This is a genomic window from Gluconobacter sphaericus (assembly GCF_016757795.1).
Lineage (GTDB): Bacteria > Pseudomonadota > Alphaproteobacteria > Acetobacterales > Acetobacteraceae > Gluconobacter > Gluconobacter sphaericus.
Genome location: NZ_CP068419.1, coordinates 1 through 14167, shown reverse-complemented (window position 1 = coordinate 14167; position 14167 = coordinate 1). Strand labels below are relative to the sequence as shown.

9 protein-coding genes are annotated in these 14167 nt (G+C 58.1%); all 9 read right to left on the bottom strand.

The genetic code is table 11. The features are described 5' to 3' along the window. Positions 1-24: 24 nt before the first annotated feature. The 9 genes from IGS75_RS00045 to dnaA all read right to left on the bottom strand — a co-directional run bounded on the left by IGS75_RS00045 (position 25) and on the right by dnaA (position 14167). The gene (locus IGS75_RS00045; protein WP_141351319.1) at positions 25-663 is read right to left on the bottom strand and encodes a thiamine phosphate synthase; all 639 of its coding nucleotides are present in this window, start codon (positions 661-663) and stop codon (positions 25-27) included. 116 nt (positions 664-779) lie between these two features. After that, positions 780-3746, bottom strand: a complete 2967-nt coding sequence (locus tag IGS75_RS00040) for an FAD-binding and (Fe-S)-binding domain-containing protein (RefSeq protein WP_202257161.1) — start codon at positions 3744-3746, stop codon at positions 780-782. Positions 3747-3823: 77 nt separating this feature from the next. After that, the gene (glmS, locus tag IGS75_RS00035; RefSeq protein WP_141351102.1) at positions 3824-5650 is read right to left on the bottom strand and encodes a glutamine--fructose-6-phosphate transaminase (isomerizing); all 1827 of its coding nucleotides are present in this window, start codon (positions 5648-5650) and stop codon (positions 3824-3826) included. Continuing rightward, the gene (gene glmU / locus IGS75_RS00030; RefSeq protein ID WP_202257160.1) at positions 5650-6984 is read right to left on the bottom strand and encodes a bifunctional UDP-N-acetylglucosamine diphosphorylase/glucosamine-1-phosphate N-acetyltransferase GlmU; all 1335 of its coding nucleotides are present in this window, start codon (positions 6982-6984) and stop codon (positions 5650-5652) included. The genes glmS and glmU overlap by 1 nt, the downstream gene beginning before the upstream one ends. A 104-nt stretch (positions 6985-7088) precedes the next feature. Continuing rightward, complete coding sequence (locus tag IGS75_RS00025) at positions 7089-7838, bottom strand: DUF3108 domain-containing protein (protein ID WP_237469095.1); 750 nt, start codon at positions 7836-7838, stop codon at positions 7089-7091. Positions 7839-7869: 31 nt separating this feature from the next. After that, positions 7870-10314 carry a DNA topoisomerase (ATP-hydrolyzing) subunit B gene (gene gyrB / locus IGS75_RS00020; RefSeq protein ID WP_202257158.1) on the bottom strand — a complete coding sequence of 815 codons (2445 nt, stop codon included), beginning with the start codon at positions 10312-10314 and terminating at the stop codon, positions 7870-7872. An 81-nt stretch (positions 10315-10395) separates the two neighbouring features. Next, positions 10396-11499: a DNA replication/repair protein RecF gene (gene recF / locus IGS75_RS00015; RefSeq protein ID WP_202257157.1), complete on the bottom strand. Its 1104-nt coding sequence runs from the start codon at positions 11497-11499 to the stop codon at positions 10396-10398. A gap of 13 nt (positions 11500-11512) precedes the next feature. Then, the gene (gene dnaN, locus IGS75_RS00010; protein ID WP_202257156.1) at positions 11513-12637 is read right to left on the bottom strand and encodes a DNA polymerase III subunit beta; all 1125 of its coding nucleotides are present in this window, start codon (positions 12635-12637) and stop codon (positions 11513-11515) included. Positions 12638-12727: 90 nt separating this feature from the next. Then, complete coding sequence (dnaA, locus tag IGS75_RS00005) at positions 12728-14167, bottom strand: chromosomal replication initiator protein DnaA (RefSeq protein WP_408876478.1); 1440 nt, start codon at positions 14165-14167, stop codon at positions 12728-12730.

The window sequence follows — 14167 nt, the reverse complement described above, 5'->3', positions numbered from 1 at the left end:
CTCGGCTCCTTCATATGGTCGTCTTCAGACGACTGGGCGTGTTTCAAGTTCGTGCTGTCCTTGGGAGACGGCGTCGAGCCAGCGTCTGACCTGCCCTTCCGGGTCCTCATGGCCGATGAAGTCGCTCATGACGGCAACCGTATCGGCACCTGCCTTAAGACATTCCGCCAGCCTGGGTACGGTAAGGCCGCCAATGGCAACCAGCGGAATATTGCCGCACAGCCCACGCCATTCTGACAGTTTCTCCAGGCCCCGCCCCGTCAGCGGAACACCCCGGAGCTGCGTGGACCAGACCGGGCCGAAGGACACATAATCTGGCTTGCAGGCGAGTGCCGTCTGCAGCTCTTCAGGCGTATGGGTCGAGATGCCAAATTTGGTGCCAGCGGTTCGGATCGCGTCAAGATCCGCCCCTTCCAGATCTTCCGGGCCAAGATGCAGCCATTCATAGCCCAGTTCTATGGCCGTCTGCCAGTAGCGGTTCAGCGCCAGAGAAATATTGAAACGTGCGGCCAGTTCCTGTGCCAGCAGGGCCTGAGCTCTGATTTCTTCTTCCGGCAGATCGCGCAGATAGAGCTCTATGAAACGTAGACCCGCTCCACCAAGCCGTTCCACCCAGCGCGGATGGTCGACGACAGCGTAAATCCTTGATGGAAGGGAAGACATCACATTTGTACTCCACAGGGCCCGCACGAAAAGCTGCGCATCATTGGACTGGTAACAGTGTTACAGCTTGGACGGGGTGCGTCCAGAGGCGCTTCATCGTTATGAACGTCCTGTTTTCAGGACCGTTCCTGCAACGCGGAGATCAATGCTTCCGCTGGATGGGACGGACGATAACCGGCCATGCGCTCGGTCTGGCAGCGGCAGGAAAATCCGGTCGCTAAGACTGGTTGCTTCACTTTCCCTGCCCAGTTCTGATCAAAGATCTGGCGGGATAGGCTGGCCCGTTCTTTCTGGTGTCCGAACAGTCCGGCCATACCACAGCATCCGGCCTTGCCTGCCTGAGCTGGCATTCCGAAATGCCGAAGGATGAAGGTCCAGTCGTCCGCGCTTTCTGGACGGGCAGCCTGTTCCGTGCAGTGCGAGATGACTGTCAGGGATTTGGTATCGTTTTCGCTCTGCACTTGGGCGAACGTTCCCTGCTCTATTTGCTCGCGCAGATAGGTTTCCAGAGGAAGAACGGCCGGGACAGGAGTATCTCCTGCGACTTCCCTGTATTCCTGCGTGAACATGAGCCCAGTGGCTGCATCCAGCGAAACGACCGGAATACCAAAAGCAGCCAGACTGCGCAGTTTCCGCAATGTCTGACGGGCCGTAACACCAAAACCCCTGCGGAATCCCAGAATGTGCCGGGCCTTGCCGTTGTCCCAGACGGGTGTGACTTTTACGTCCAGCTCAAGAGAGGTAAGGAGCGTATGGATTCTCTCAATGAGGGCGCCGTCAAAGCTGCCGGTAAAGGAATCCTGAATCAGGATTACTGCCCGCGGATTAAGATGGTTGTGACGCAGCCAGGAGCGGCTGACCCGACTGTCAGCTCCCAGTCGCGCAGGCTTCAGGTGGGGAAGATCCACCAGCCCGATCCGGGATAGAAGCGTCTGCGAGAGCGAATTATGCATCAACAGATTGGCCAGTGCCGGAGCCTGTCTTCCGACTGCCAGCAGTGGCTCCAGCCAGTACATCAGATAGTCGCGAACCGGCCTGTGGTTGTCGCGGAAGTAGGTTGCAAGGAACTTCGAGCGCATGGACGGAATATCCACGCGGATCGGGCATTGTGTGGCGCAGGCCTTGCAGGACAGACAGGTGTCCAGTGATGCCTTGAGTTCCTCCGTCAGAGCCGGGAGCATTCCGCGATCGGGTGCATTGTCCGGCAGGGAGCGCAGTCGGGCCCAGCTCCGGAGCAGCAGGGCCCGGCCTTTCGGGGACTGTGATCTGTCTTTCGTGGCTTTGTAGGACGGGCACATGGCCATGTCCGGTTCACGGTTGAAACAGGCACCATTGCCGTTGCAGCTGATGGACAGGGCGTAAGGCTCACGGAGTGCGGGAGCAATATCTCCGTCGAAGCTACCCTTGAACGGTATGCCGTCAATGCGGTCCACGGGGTAGCCCACGCCACCTGGTGCCAGTTTGCCGCGGTTGAAAATATCTTTGGGATCAAAGACATCCTTGATCCGGCAGAGTTCCGCGAACAGCGTTTCTCCAAAAAACAGCGGGGAGAATTCGCCCCGAAATCCGCGCCCATGCTCACCCCAGAGCAGGCCGCCATGACGTTTCGTCAGAGCGGCCACTGCGTCTGAAATCGGACGGATCAGAGCCCGGTCCTGTGGTGTAAGCATGTCCAGAAACGGGCGGACATGCAGGCAACCGACATCGGCATGTCCAAACATGCCATAAGACAGTCCGTACCCATCCAGAATGTCTCGGAATTCGCTGACATATTCAGGCAGGACTTCAGGGGGAACGGCAGTATCCTCGACGAACGGAACGCCCTGTTTGTGACCTTCCGGACGACCGAGGAGACCAACGGATTTTTCCCGCAGCGTCCAGAGGCTCGCGATAATACCCGGATCAGAAACTGCTTTATGATCAATGGATTGGTAAGGAGAATTCTCAAAAAGGCTGACCGCCTGGGCCATCTGTTCCTGCAGGAGCTCCAGATCGTCTCCGACGAACTCAACGAAACTCATGCCCTTAACAGGGAGCGCAGACCTAGTGCCGAGAACGCGTTCTAGCGCGTGCCATGTCACGTCCTGCTGAGCTTTGGCAAGGACGCGGTCATCTAGCACTTCTACTGCAGACGGATTGGCTGGCAGAAGCATCTGAACATCACGCAGGGTATCGTTGAAGCTGGCATAGCGAACGACGATAAGCTGTCGGTGTTTTGGCAGACGTCTGACTCGCAGGACAACTTTCTTGGTCAGGGCAAGCGTGCCTTCTGATCCCGCCAGAAGGCGTGCGATATGGAAGCTTCCGTCCTCAAGGAGGACGTTCTGAAGGTTGTATCCCGTCAGGCCACGGTTCATATCAGGAAAAACGCGGTGGATCTCGTCGGCCTGTTCCGTGACGACCCGATGGACTTCGCGGTAAGCGCGGGCGGCAAGCCCTTCCCCGCTCATCGCTTCTTCCAGCTGTGGTGCTGTCAGTTGGCCGACCTGCAGGTCAGTTCCGTCCGAGAGCACGACGTCCATCGTCTCTATGTAGTCGGAAGTTCGCCCATAGATGCGTGACCCTTTGCCGGACGCATCGGTTGCAATCATGCCGCCGATCGTAGCCCGGGTAGCGGTCGAGACCGTAGGGGGAAAGAAAAATCCGTGAGGCTTCAGGAATGCATTGAGACGTGCGAGAATAACGCCTGGTTCTACCGTGACCGTTTCCGCTTCAGCGTTGAAATCCAGGATCCGGTCCAGATGGCGGGAGACATCGAGGACGATACCATCAGTCAGAGACTGGCCGTTGGTGCCTGTCCCGCCGCCACGGATTGCAAGGGTCAGTTTACCATCTGCAGCAGCACGGACGGCCCGGTTGAGATCTTCCTGTGTGCGTGGATGAATAACGGCAGCCGGAAGACGCTGATAGATGCTGTTATCGGTGGAAGATACCAGCCGCGACGAGACCTGAAGGTCAATATCCCCCTCAAATCCCTGCTCATCCAGTCGCCTGACAAAAGCTTCGCGTATGGTGATCTCAGAGGCGCTGGGAGAGAGTCCTGAATTTCCGGCTGATATTCCGGATATTGCGTCTCCACCCATATCTGCGTCTCCTTTAGGTTGTCATGTGTGATGTTATTATAATGTATGCAAAAAATTTCCCCCGATAGGAAAAACCTTCATTCAACCGTGACTGATTTGGCAAGGTTGCGAGGCTGATCCACGTCTGTCCCTTTGATAAGGGCCACTTCATAAGCGAGCATCTGAACGGGAATGGCATACAGGATTGGGGCCACGAAAGCGTCCACATCCGGCATGATAACAACCTGTTCCGCCACGCCTTCAAGACGTTTCGCACCTTCTGCATCGGTGAAGGCAAGAATGCGCCCGCCGCGCGCCTTCGCTTCCTGCAGATTGGATAGCGTCTTGTCGAACAGGATCGTGGACGGTGCGATGGCAACGACCGGAACGGTCTGGTCGATTAGGCTGATGGGGCCATGCTTTAGTTCACCCGCGGCATAAGCTTCCGCATGGATATAACTGATTTCTTTTAATTTTAAGGCACCTTCAAAAGCGATTGGCGTGCAGATTCCACGCCCTAGATACAGGACGTCGCGGGCCTGTGCGACAACAGCCGCCATCGCCTGGATATCCTTGGTACGGGTAAAGACTTCTGCAGCCCGAGATGGCAGATCCAACAGGCTGGCTGTCAGACGTTCTTCACGGGCCTGGTCCATAGCGCCGCGGGCCCGTGCGAAGTCGATTGCCAGAGCCGCCAGAACGGAAAGCTGGGCCGTGAAGGCTTTCGTAGAGGCTACGGAAATTTCCGGTCCCGCATCCATGCCCAGAACGAGATCGCTTTCGCGTCCCATGGTCGAATGCTCGACATTCAGCACGGAAACAATGCTTTGCCCGGCCTTTTTAAGGCTTCGCAGAACGCCCAATGTGTCAGCTGTTTCGCCAGACTGGGAAATCAGCAGCGCTACGCCCCGGTCCGGCTGCGGCGGCTCGCGATAGCGCATTTCGGATGCAACATCGATTTCCACCGGAATTCGCGCCAAAGATTCCAGCCAGTACCGCCCTACCATGCCGGCATAATAGGCTGAGCCGCAGGCCGTAATGGTAATGCGGGGAACCTGCGCCGGATCGAACGGCATTTCCGGAAGGGCGATGCGTTTCGAAGCCGGGTCGGTAATGCGTTTCAGTGTCTGCCCGATGGCGACGGGATGTTCATGGAGTTCCTTCTCCATGTAATGCCGGTACCCATCTTTGCCGACCTGTCCCGCCATGAAGGTCAAATCTTGAACCGGACGGCTGACTGCCCCGCCGGTCATATCGAAAATTGTGACATGATCGGGCGTCAGTTCGCACCAGTCGCCGTCTTCCAGATAGGTCATCTTCCGGGCCATCGGAGCCAGCGCAATGCTGTCGGAGCCGAGGAACATTTCACCATTGCCATAGCCCACCGCCAGCGGAGCACCATGGCGCGCGCCAATCAACAGGCCTTCATGACCTTTGAAGATCATGGCAATGGCATAGGCGCCTTCCAACCGTTTGATTGCGGCAAAGGCTGCGTCCCGAGGCTCCAACCCCTGCCCCAGATAGTCATCGACCAGATGGGCGACCGTTTCTGAATCCGTTTCGGTGCGGAACACACGCCCCTTCGCCTCGAGTTCTTTCTTGAGTTCTGCGAAGTTCTCGATGATGCCGTTATGAACGATCGCCACACGACCAGATTCATGCGGGTGAGCGTTGTTTTCCGTGGGCGCGCCATGCGTGGCCCATCGCGTATGCCCGATCCCGGTTGTGCCAGGTAGTGGGTGTTCCTTCAGGACATGCTCGAGATTATCAAGCTTGCCGGCCGCGCGACGGCGCTCAATGTCCCCGGACGCCGTCAGTGTGGCGATGCCAGCGGAATCATACCCGCGATATTCAAGACGGCGGAGCGCCTCGAACGCGATCGGGCTGGCAGGCTGGTGGCCAACAATACCGCAGATACCACACATCAGCCCTGTTCCTTCCGAGCTTTGAGAGATTGTTTGATCTGAAGACCCTGCCCGCTTTTCAGCGTTTGCCGGGCCCGGCCCAGAGCCAGATCGCCAGGGGGGACGTCACTGGTAATGACGCTGCCGGCCGCAATAAGGGCATCGTTCCCGATGGTTACGGGCGCGACAAGGATGGAATCCGAACCAACAAACACGCGCTCGCCGATCGTGGTCTGGTGTTTGAATACGCCATCGTAGTTGCAGGTGATGGTTCCTGCACCGACATTCGTGCCGCTTCCGATCGAAGCGTCGCCCAGATAGGTCAGGTGATTGGCCTTCGCGCCTTCACCCAGTTCGACATTCTTGAGTTCGACGAAATTTCCGACATGCGTCTGCGCGGCACAAAGCGTGCCGGGGCGCAGCCGGGCATAGGGACCAATCATCGCATTTTCCCCGACTTCACAGCCTTCCAGATGAGAAAATGCACGAATGAGAGCACCGGAACGGATATTGACTCCGGGACCAAAGAAAACATTCGGCTCAACTGTTACATCGGCCTCGATAACGGTGTCGGTGCTGAAAAATACGGTTTCAGGAGCAACAAGTGTAACGCCGGCATCCATGGCCGCATTTCGTAGCCGGGTCTGAAGTGTCGCCTCGGCACGAGCCAGTTCTGGTCGGGAATTGACGCCCGCCAGTTCAGCTTCCGGCGCTTCCACGCACACGACTGGTCCGGCTTTCGCAGCCATTTCAACCACATCCGTGAGGTAATACTCACCCTGGGCATTGTCGTTGCCGACATCCGCAAGCCAGGTCCGGAATTCGTTGGCTCCAGCACACATGACACCTGCATTGCACAGCTTGATGCGGCGTTCTTCTTCTGTGGCGTCCTTAAATTCGACGATCTTCACAACCCTGCCGTGGTTGTCCACAATCCGGCCATAACGCCCAGGCTCTGCAGGTCGCATTCCCAGAAGCGCCAGACTGGCGCCTTCCCTGCGCGCTGCCAGAAGGCGTTGCATCGTCTCTGCCGTAATTAGCGGATTATCGGCATAAAGAATGGCCACGTCGCCAGTGCCGAATAGATCTCGTGCCGTGTTGGCCGCATGTGCTGTGCCAAGTCGGTCGATCTGTGTGACGGTTTTGAAAGGACGGACGGCCTTTTCAAGGTCTGGCATGTCTGGTCCGGTGACGACGACCACATCATCGAAGACCTGCCGTGCAGTTGTGATGAGATGGTTGATCATCGGCTGGTTGCCCAGACGGTGCAGCGCCTTTGGCAGGCGGGATTTCATGCGCGTGCCGAGGCCCGCGGCAAGGATAATGGCAGTGGTACGATAGGTGCTGTCGGTCATATCCAGCCCGGGGTATCCAAACCGCGGGCCCGCGTCAAACGGAGCCAGCAGACTGTGTCATCACTTCGAATTGCCGATTATTGCAAGACGTTCGAGTGCTCTGTTCAGGGAGCTACGGCGTGTTGCATGACGACCATGACATGTCCAAGTTTGGGATGGTTGAACTCGATCCGGACCGGAATCAGTCCCAGATCGTTAATTTTTCTGAACCAGACGGATCCCGGCTGGGGAGAAGCCAGTTTTGCCCTGTTTGGGGAGTCCTTAACGAAGCCTGCAAGCTGGCGCCCTACGAAATCACAGCGCAGCGCCTGCCCAGAATAGGCCTCGTCCTGTCCTTGCGGGATGTCGGCCACAGTCGGACCATGGACCACCATTTCAGTCAGCCGGAGCCCGTCAAAAATGATCTGCGTTCCGTCGCATTTCCCGGTCGTGGCAAGGGCATGCAGCAGATGCGCCATGCCGCTCAGGGTATCGACTGTATGCGGCAGGGAGCTGTCGGGGATCGGCTCGCGGTCGGTCTCCGAAGGCTGGAGATCGGTCACTTTTGGAGTATCGTTCGAGAACTCCAGTCGGACATGACGGCGCTTGCCGCGGGAAATGCCACCGCTGTCAAACAGGACTGGCTGCACGTTGCCATCGGGTGTGAACTTTCCCTCAACGCGGGATGTCACATCCATGGTCACGAACCAGCTGATCAGGCCCGCAGGCTTGATCTGGGTGCTACCCCCATAGCCCCAGGGTTGGAGCTGGTAGGATGTCTGCGCGTTCAGGACGTGAAAGCCTTTGAGGTAGACGGCATAGGCGGCATTGACCTGCCCCTCAGCGTGGGCCGGACCACAACCAAGTCCGGCCATCACGGCAAATGTCACTCCTGCGACAAGAGCCTTAAACGTCAAGATTGGCCACTTTCAGAGCATTCCCGACAATGAAGTCCCTGCGCGGCTCCACAACGTCACCCATCAGCGTGGAGAAGACCTGCCCCGCATCTTCCACATCTCCGATCTTGACCTGCAGCAGAGTACGGGTCGAAGGATCGAGTGTGGTGTGCCACAGTTGCTCGTCGTTCATTTCGCCCAGACCCTTGAACCGATTGATGGTCAGACCGCGACGACCCTGCAGCAGGATGCGCTCCATGACCGCTGCGGGACCAAACAGTTCGTAAGCCGTGGGATCCAGTGTGAGCGTGACGGGTTTTGCGAAATCGCGCGCCAGACGTTCCCATTCCGATACCAGCCAGCGGGCTTCCGCCGAGCGCAGGAGCGAAGGTTCGATCCGATAAACCTCGCCAACGCCTCGGACGGAACGTGCGCATTCTAGACCGGTTTCCGAAATGGAAACTTTCCAGCCGCGCTCGTTGGGCAGCGAAGCCCCATCCAGACGCTGCTGGAACTCGGGCATCCGCGATGTTGCGACAGCGATATCAATATCGAGCACACCTGAGATTGCAGCCTGCTCCATAACCCATACGGGTACTTTGGAAGAAATGCTTTGAAGGCGCCGGGCAGCAGTCGAAAGGAACACGATTTCTTCGGTTAGGGTTTCTGCTGTCAGTTCCCGGCCATCCGCAAAACGCAGGGAGGCATTCGCCAGGGCCTTGTCCAGCAGGTACTGCTCAAGAGCGGCATCATCCTTGAGATAACGCTCTTCCTGACCGCGCTTGGCACGATAGAGCGGCGGCTGGGCGATGTAGAGATAGCCCTGCTCGATCAGTTCTGGCATTTGACGGAAGAAGAACGTCAGTAGAAGCGTGCGAATATGCGAACCGTCAACGTCAGCATCGGTCATGATGACGATCTTGTGGTAGCGCAGTTTTTCGGCCGAGAAACCGCCCTGATCGACTTCACCCCGACCGATACCGGTGCCAAGGGCGGTGATCAGCGTTCCGATTTCCGCCGAGCCCAGCATCCGGTCGAACCGGGCGCGCTCGACGTTCAGGATCTTTCCACGCAGCGGCAGGATGGCCTGAAAGCGACGGTCGCGTCCCTGCTTGGCCGTGCCGCCTGCGGAATCACCCTCGACGATGAAGATTTCAGCCTTGGAAGCATCGCGTTCCTGACAGTCTGCGAGCTTGCCCGGAAGCGAGGAAACATCGAGCACACCCTTGCGGCGCGTCAGCTCACGCGCACGGCGCGCAGCTTCACGCGCACTGGCAGCGTCGATGATCTTGGCGACGATTGCCTTTGCTTCTTTGGGATGCGTCTCAAACCAGTGGGAGATTGCATCGGACGCGGCAGCATGGACGACAGGCTGGACTTCGGACGAGACGAGCTTGTCCTTTGTCTGGGAGGAGAATTTTGGATCCGGCACCTTCACGGACAGCACGGCGGTCATGCCCTCACGCATGTCCTCACCCGTCAGTGATCCTGCCTCACGCTTGGCCACACCTTCGGCGTACTTGCCCACGACGCGCGTCAGAGCCTGACGGAAACCGGCCAGATGCGTGCCACCATCGCGCTGAGGAATGTTATTGGTGAAGCACAGCATCGTCTCGTGATAGCTGTCGTTCCAGGTTAGCGCGAACTCGACACGGATGCCGCTTTCGGGATTGTCGATTTCACCCGTAATGGGCGGCGTGACAATCGAAGTTTTTGAAGAATCAAGCCATTCGGCGAACGCGCTCAGACCGCCTTCATAATGGAAGCGTGTCTCCTTCGGCTCGGCATGGCGCTCGTCACGCAGGATGATCAGCATGCCCGAATTCAGGAATGCGAGTTCGCGGACACGGCGTTCAAGAATGGAAATATCAAAATCGACCTTCGTGAAGGTCTGCTTGCTGGGCTTGAACGTGACCAGTGTGCCCCGGTCTTCTGAGGACGATCCGATGACATGCAGGGCTTCATCGCGTTCGCCATGCTGGAAGCGGATCTTGTGCTCCAGCCCGTTGCGCCAGATATGCACTTCCATCCATTCGGACAGGGCGTTCACCACGGCCGCACCCACGCCGTGCAGGCCACCGGAAACCTTGTAGGAATTCTGGTTGAACTTGCCGCCGGCATGAAGCTTGGTCAGCACGACTTCGGCGGCGCTGATACCTTCTTCGGGGTGCAGGTCGGTCGGAATACCACGGCCATCGTCGCGCACCGAAACGGAACCGTCACCGTTCAGGGTCAGGATGCAATAGGTTGCATGGCCGGCCTGAGCTTCGTCCACGGCATTGTCGATGATTTCGAAGACCATGTGATGCAGGCCTGAGCCATCATCGGTATCGCCGATATACATACCCGGACGCTTGCGGACGGCGTCCAGTCCCTTCAGAACCGAGATGGAGGAAGCGCCGTAATCTTCACCGTCTGCGCCAGGAATCTCGGGCTGGTTCTGGGTCTCTGACATGCGCGTGACGGTCTCCGTGGTACTCTGAATAATGATGGATCAGTATAGCCCCTGCCGTTCATTTAGACCAGCGGCGGTGTGTCAGGACGGGGATATGGTGCCGTTCCTGACGGAAAAAAACTGGGCGCGGCCGGCGATTGGCGCGAACGCCTCGATATCCGTGCCCGTAATCAGGACAGGCGCCCGTAGCCCCTCAAGGCTGTCAAGGAGTGCGTGTCGTCGCATCTCGTCCAGATGAAGCAGGGGTTCATCAAGCAGAATGGCCGGCGCGTATCCCCGTTCCTGTGCCATCAGCCGCGCATGGGACAGGATTGTGCCAGTCAGCATGACCTTCTGCTGACCGCTGCTCGAAAGCTCGGCAGGACGTCCTGTAGCGGTGTCCGAAAGCGTGAAGTCGGCCCGATGGGCGCCGACAGATGTTGTGGAGCGCTGTCGGTCTTCGGTGCGGGTCTGTCGCAGGCTGTTCCTGATCCAGTCTTCGACTTCGAGGGCCGACTGGGTTGTCAGGCGGCTTGAGATGGTACAGTCCAGATGCAGCGTACTGGCAGAAAAACCATCCTTTTCAAAAGGTTTGGCGTTCATGCTCTCGATGAGCGCCAACCGCGCCGCAGATGCTGCAACCGCATGGCGAGCAATGGAATCTTCTATGGAAGTAAGCCATTCCGCTTCGTTCGAACGTTCTGCCAGAACCCGATTTCGACTGACAACCGACCGGTCATGCGCTGCGATCTGGCGGCCATGATCGGGAGACAGCGCCATGACCAGCCTGTCCAAAAACCGCCGCCGGCCGCTCGATCCTTCCTGAAAAAGCCGGTCCATCTGGGGCGTCAGCCAGACACAGGAAAACCTTTGCCCGATCAGAGCCTGAGAGCGGATGCTTTCCCCATCGAGGCGAAATGTCCGGCGCTGTTTTTCGCTTAGATCGCTTCCAGTGCCGATTTGAAACTCGTCCAGTCCGGACTGGAACGTGGCCGAAACCCCCCATCGTTCTGCGCCCTGACGGCACAACGCGGGAAGTGCGGCTCCTCGCAGGCCTCGACCAGGCGCCAACAGGGAAACGGCTTCAAGCAGATTGGTCTTTCCGGACCCGTTCTCCCCCGTCAGAACCAGAATGGAGGCATCCGGGGTCCAGACGGTATGGGTGTAGTTTCGGAAATTTGTAAGCGCGAGCCGGTTTAGTTTCAATCGTGGCTCGTGCTCAGACCCGCATGGGCATCAGGACATACAGCGCCGCAGGCGACGCCGTGTCACGGACGATGGTTGGGGCGGAGCTGTCGGAGAACGCGAATTCCACTTCCACGTCGATCTGGTCGGTAATATCTGTCAGGTAACGAGCCTGAAAACCTATCTCTATCGGTGCTGCGTCGTAGGAAACGGAGTTTTCGTCCAGTTCCTCATGGGCCACGCCCTGATCGGGGCTGGTGGCAGAGAGATTGAGCATATTTTGCGTCACCGACAGCTTGACCGGGCGTGAACGCTCCTGGCTGATGGCTGCGACGCGACCAACAGCTGCTGCAAAGTCGCGCTTTCCAACGCGCAGGATGCGGTCATTGCCCTTGGGAATGACGCGCTCATATTCCGGAAAGGTTCCGTCGATCAGTTTGGAGGTGAGAAGGACGGGGCCAGCCTGGAACTGGATCCGCGTGTCAGACAGGGATACTTCCAGATCAGCCGCCCCTTCATCCAGAAGCTTGCGCAGTTCGTTGACGGTCTTGCGGGGAATGATGACGCCGGGCATGCCGCGCGCACCTTCGGGCAGATCCGCCTCAACACGAGCGAGACGATGACCGTCTGTAGCAACGGCCCGCAGCATTGGAACAGCACCGTTTTCCGCAACATGCAGATAGATGCCATTCAGGTAATAGCGGGTTTCTTCGTTGGAGATGGCGAACTTCGTGCGGTCAATCAGCCCACGAAGTGTCGCAGCAGGGATAGTGAAGCGATGCGGCAGGTCACCGGCAACCATGGCTGGGAAATCATCGACCGGCAGTACGTTCAGGCTGGTGGCGTAGCGGCCTGCCCGCAGGGCGAGCGGTGCTTCGCTGTCCTGGTGATCGAATTCAAGTGCGACGCCATCAGGCAGCTTGCGCACGATCTCGAAGAGTACGGCAGCCGGAACGGTCGTGGAGCCGGAACGTTCACCTGTCGCGGGCACATCTTCCACGACGGCGATTTCCATATCAGTCGCCGTCAGACGCAGGACGTCATCCTGATAGGTCATCAGGACGTTGGCCAGGATGGGAATGGTATTCCGCTTTTCTGCAACGCCATGAATATGCGCCAGAGCCCGTTGCAGCAGGGTACGGTCAACCTTGAATTTCATTCCGAGCCTCGGCGAAGATCTTGAATTAATTGAGAGAACCTAGCAGACCCCCGCCCCTCGGGAAAGAGAGGGATCGGAGGTCCAGGCAGGTCAGCCTTCCAGCATCCGGCGCAGCAGTTCTACGTCCTCGGCGAAGGACGCGTCCTGATCCATCAGCTCGGTAACGCGGTTGACGGCGTGCATGACGGTGGTGTGGTCGCGGTTGCCGAATTTACGCCCGATTTCCGGAAGGGACCGGCTTGTCAGCTGCTTGGCCAGATACATGGCCACCTGACGCGGGCGTGCCACGGCCCGGGCTCGGCGTGCTGAAGACATGTCCGTGAGGCGGATATTCCAGTGCTCGGAAACCTTGCGCTGGATTTCCTCGATCGTGACGCGGCGATCATGAGCCTTTAGCATGTCCTTGAGAACATCCTGCGTCGTATCGAGAGTCACAGGACGTCCAACCAGATCAGCGTGGGCGATCAGACGGTTCAGTGCTCCTTCAAGTTCACGCACATTGGTCGTGATCTTGTGGGCAAGATATTCCAGAACCTTGGACGGGACATGCGTGCCCGAAGCCTTGGCCTTCGCTTCCAGAATGGAGATGCGCAGCTCGAAGGTCGTGGCGTGAATGTCTGCGACCATACCGCAGCCTAGTCGGGTCCGCAGGCGGTCTTCGAGGCCCGATAGGTCGGACGGACTCTTGTCAGCGCTGACGATGATCTGACGACCCGCATCGACCAGAGCATTGAATGTATGGAAGAATTCTTCCTGCGTGTTGTCCTTGCCGATCAGGAACTGAAGATCGTCAATCATCAGCACGTCAACGGAACGAAGCTGTTCCTTGAATTCCATCGTGGACTGTGAACGGATGGCCGCGATAAAGCGATACATAAACTTTTCCGCGGACATGTAAGCCACGGAGACCTTGCCGGTCCGGGTTAGTTCCGTTCCGATGGCGTGCATCAGATGGGTTTTGCCGAGACCGACGCCGCCGTACAAGAATAGCGGATTAAAGCCTGGGCTCGACGGTTTTTCGGCCACACGGCGGGCGCAGGCATAGGCAAACTCGTTGGGTTTGCCGACAATGAAGGTATCAAATGTAAAGCGCGGATCGAGCGGAACAGCCAGATCGCTGCGGCTTTCCGGTGCAGTAGCCTGCGGCGCGAGTTCATGCCTTTCGCCCGGAGCGTCTTCCCCTTCCTCTGCGTCGCTTATGGAGACTTCAGGTAGGCCCCGCTTGACCTGAAGCTCGACCCCCTTGATGTCCTCGCGCTCGGTGCGCCAGAGTGTCTGAAGCCGTTCCTCATACTGGCTACGGACCCAGTCACGCAGGAAGCGAGTGGGTAGGTAGAGGGTTAGTTCATCTTCTTCGAGTGGTCCCAGAACGATCTGCCGGAGCCATGTCCGGTATTCGACCTCGCCAACCTCACTCTTCAGCTTCTCACGAACGCGGATCCAAGCGGTTTCCAGCGGTGTCGTCGAACCGGGGGCGGAGGCGCTGGCGTCCAGATACTGAGCGTTTTCCACCATTGTACCCCCTTTCAT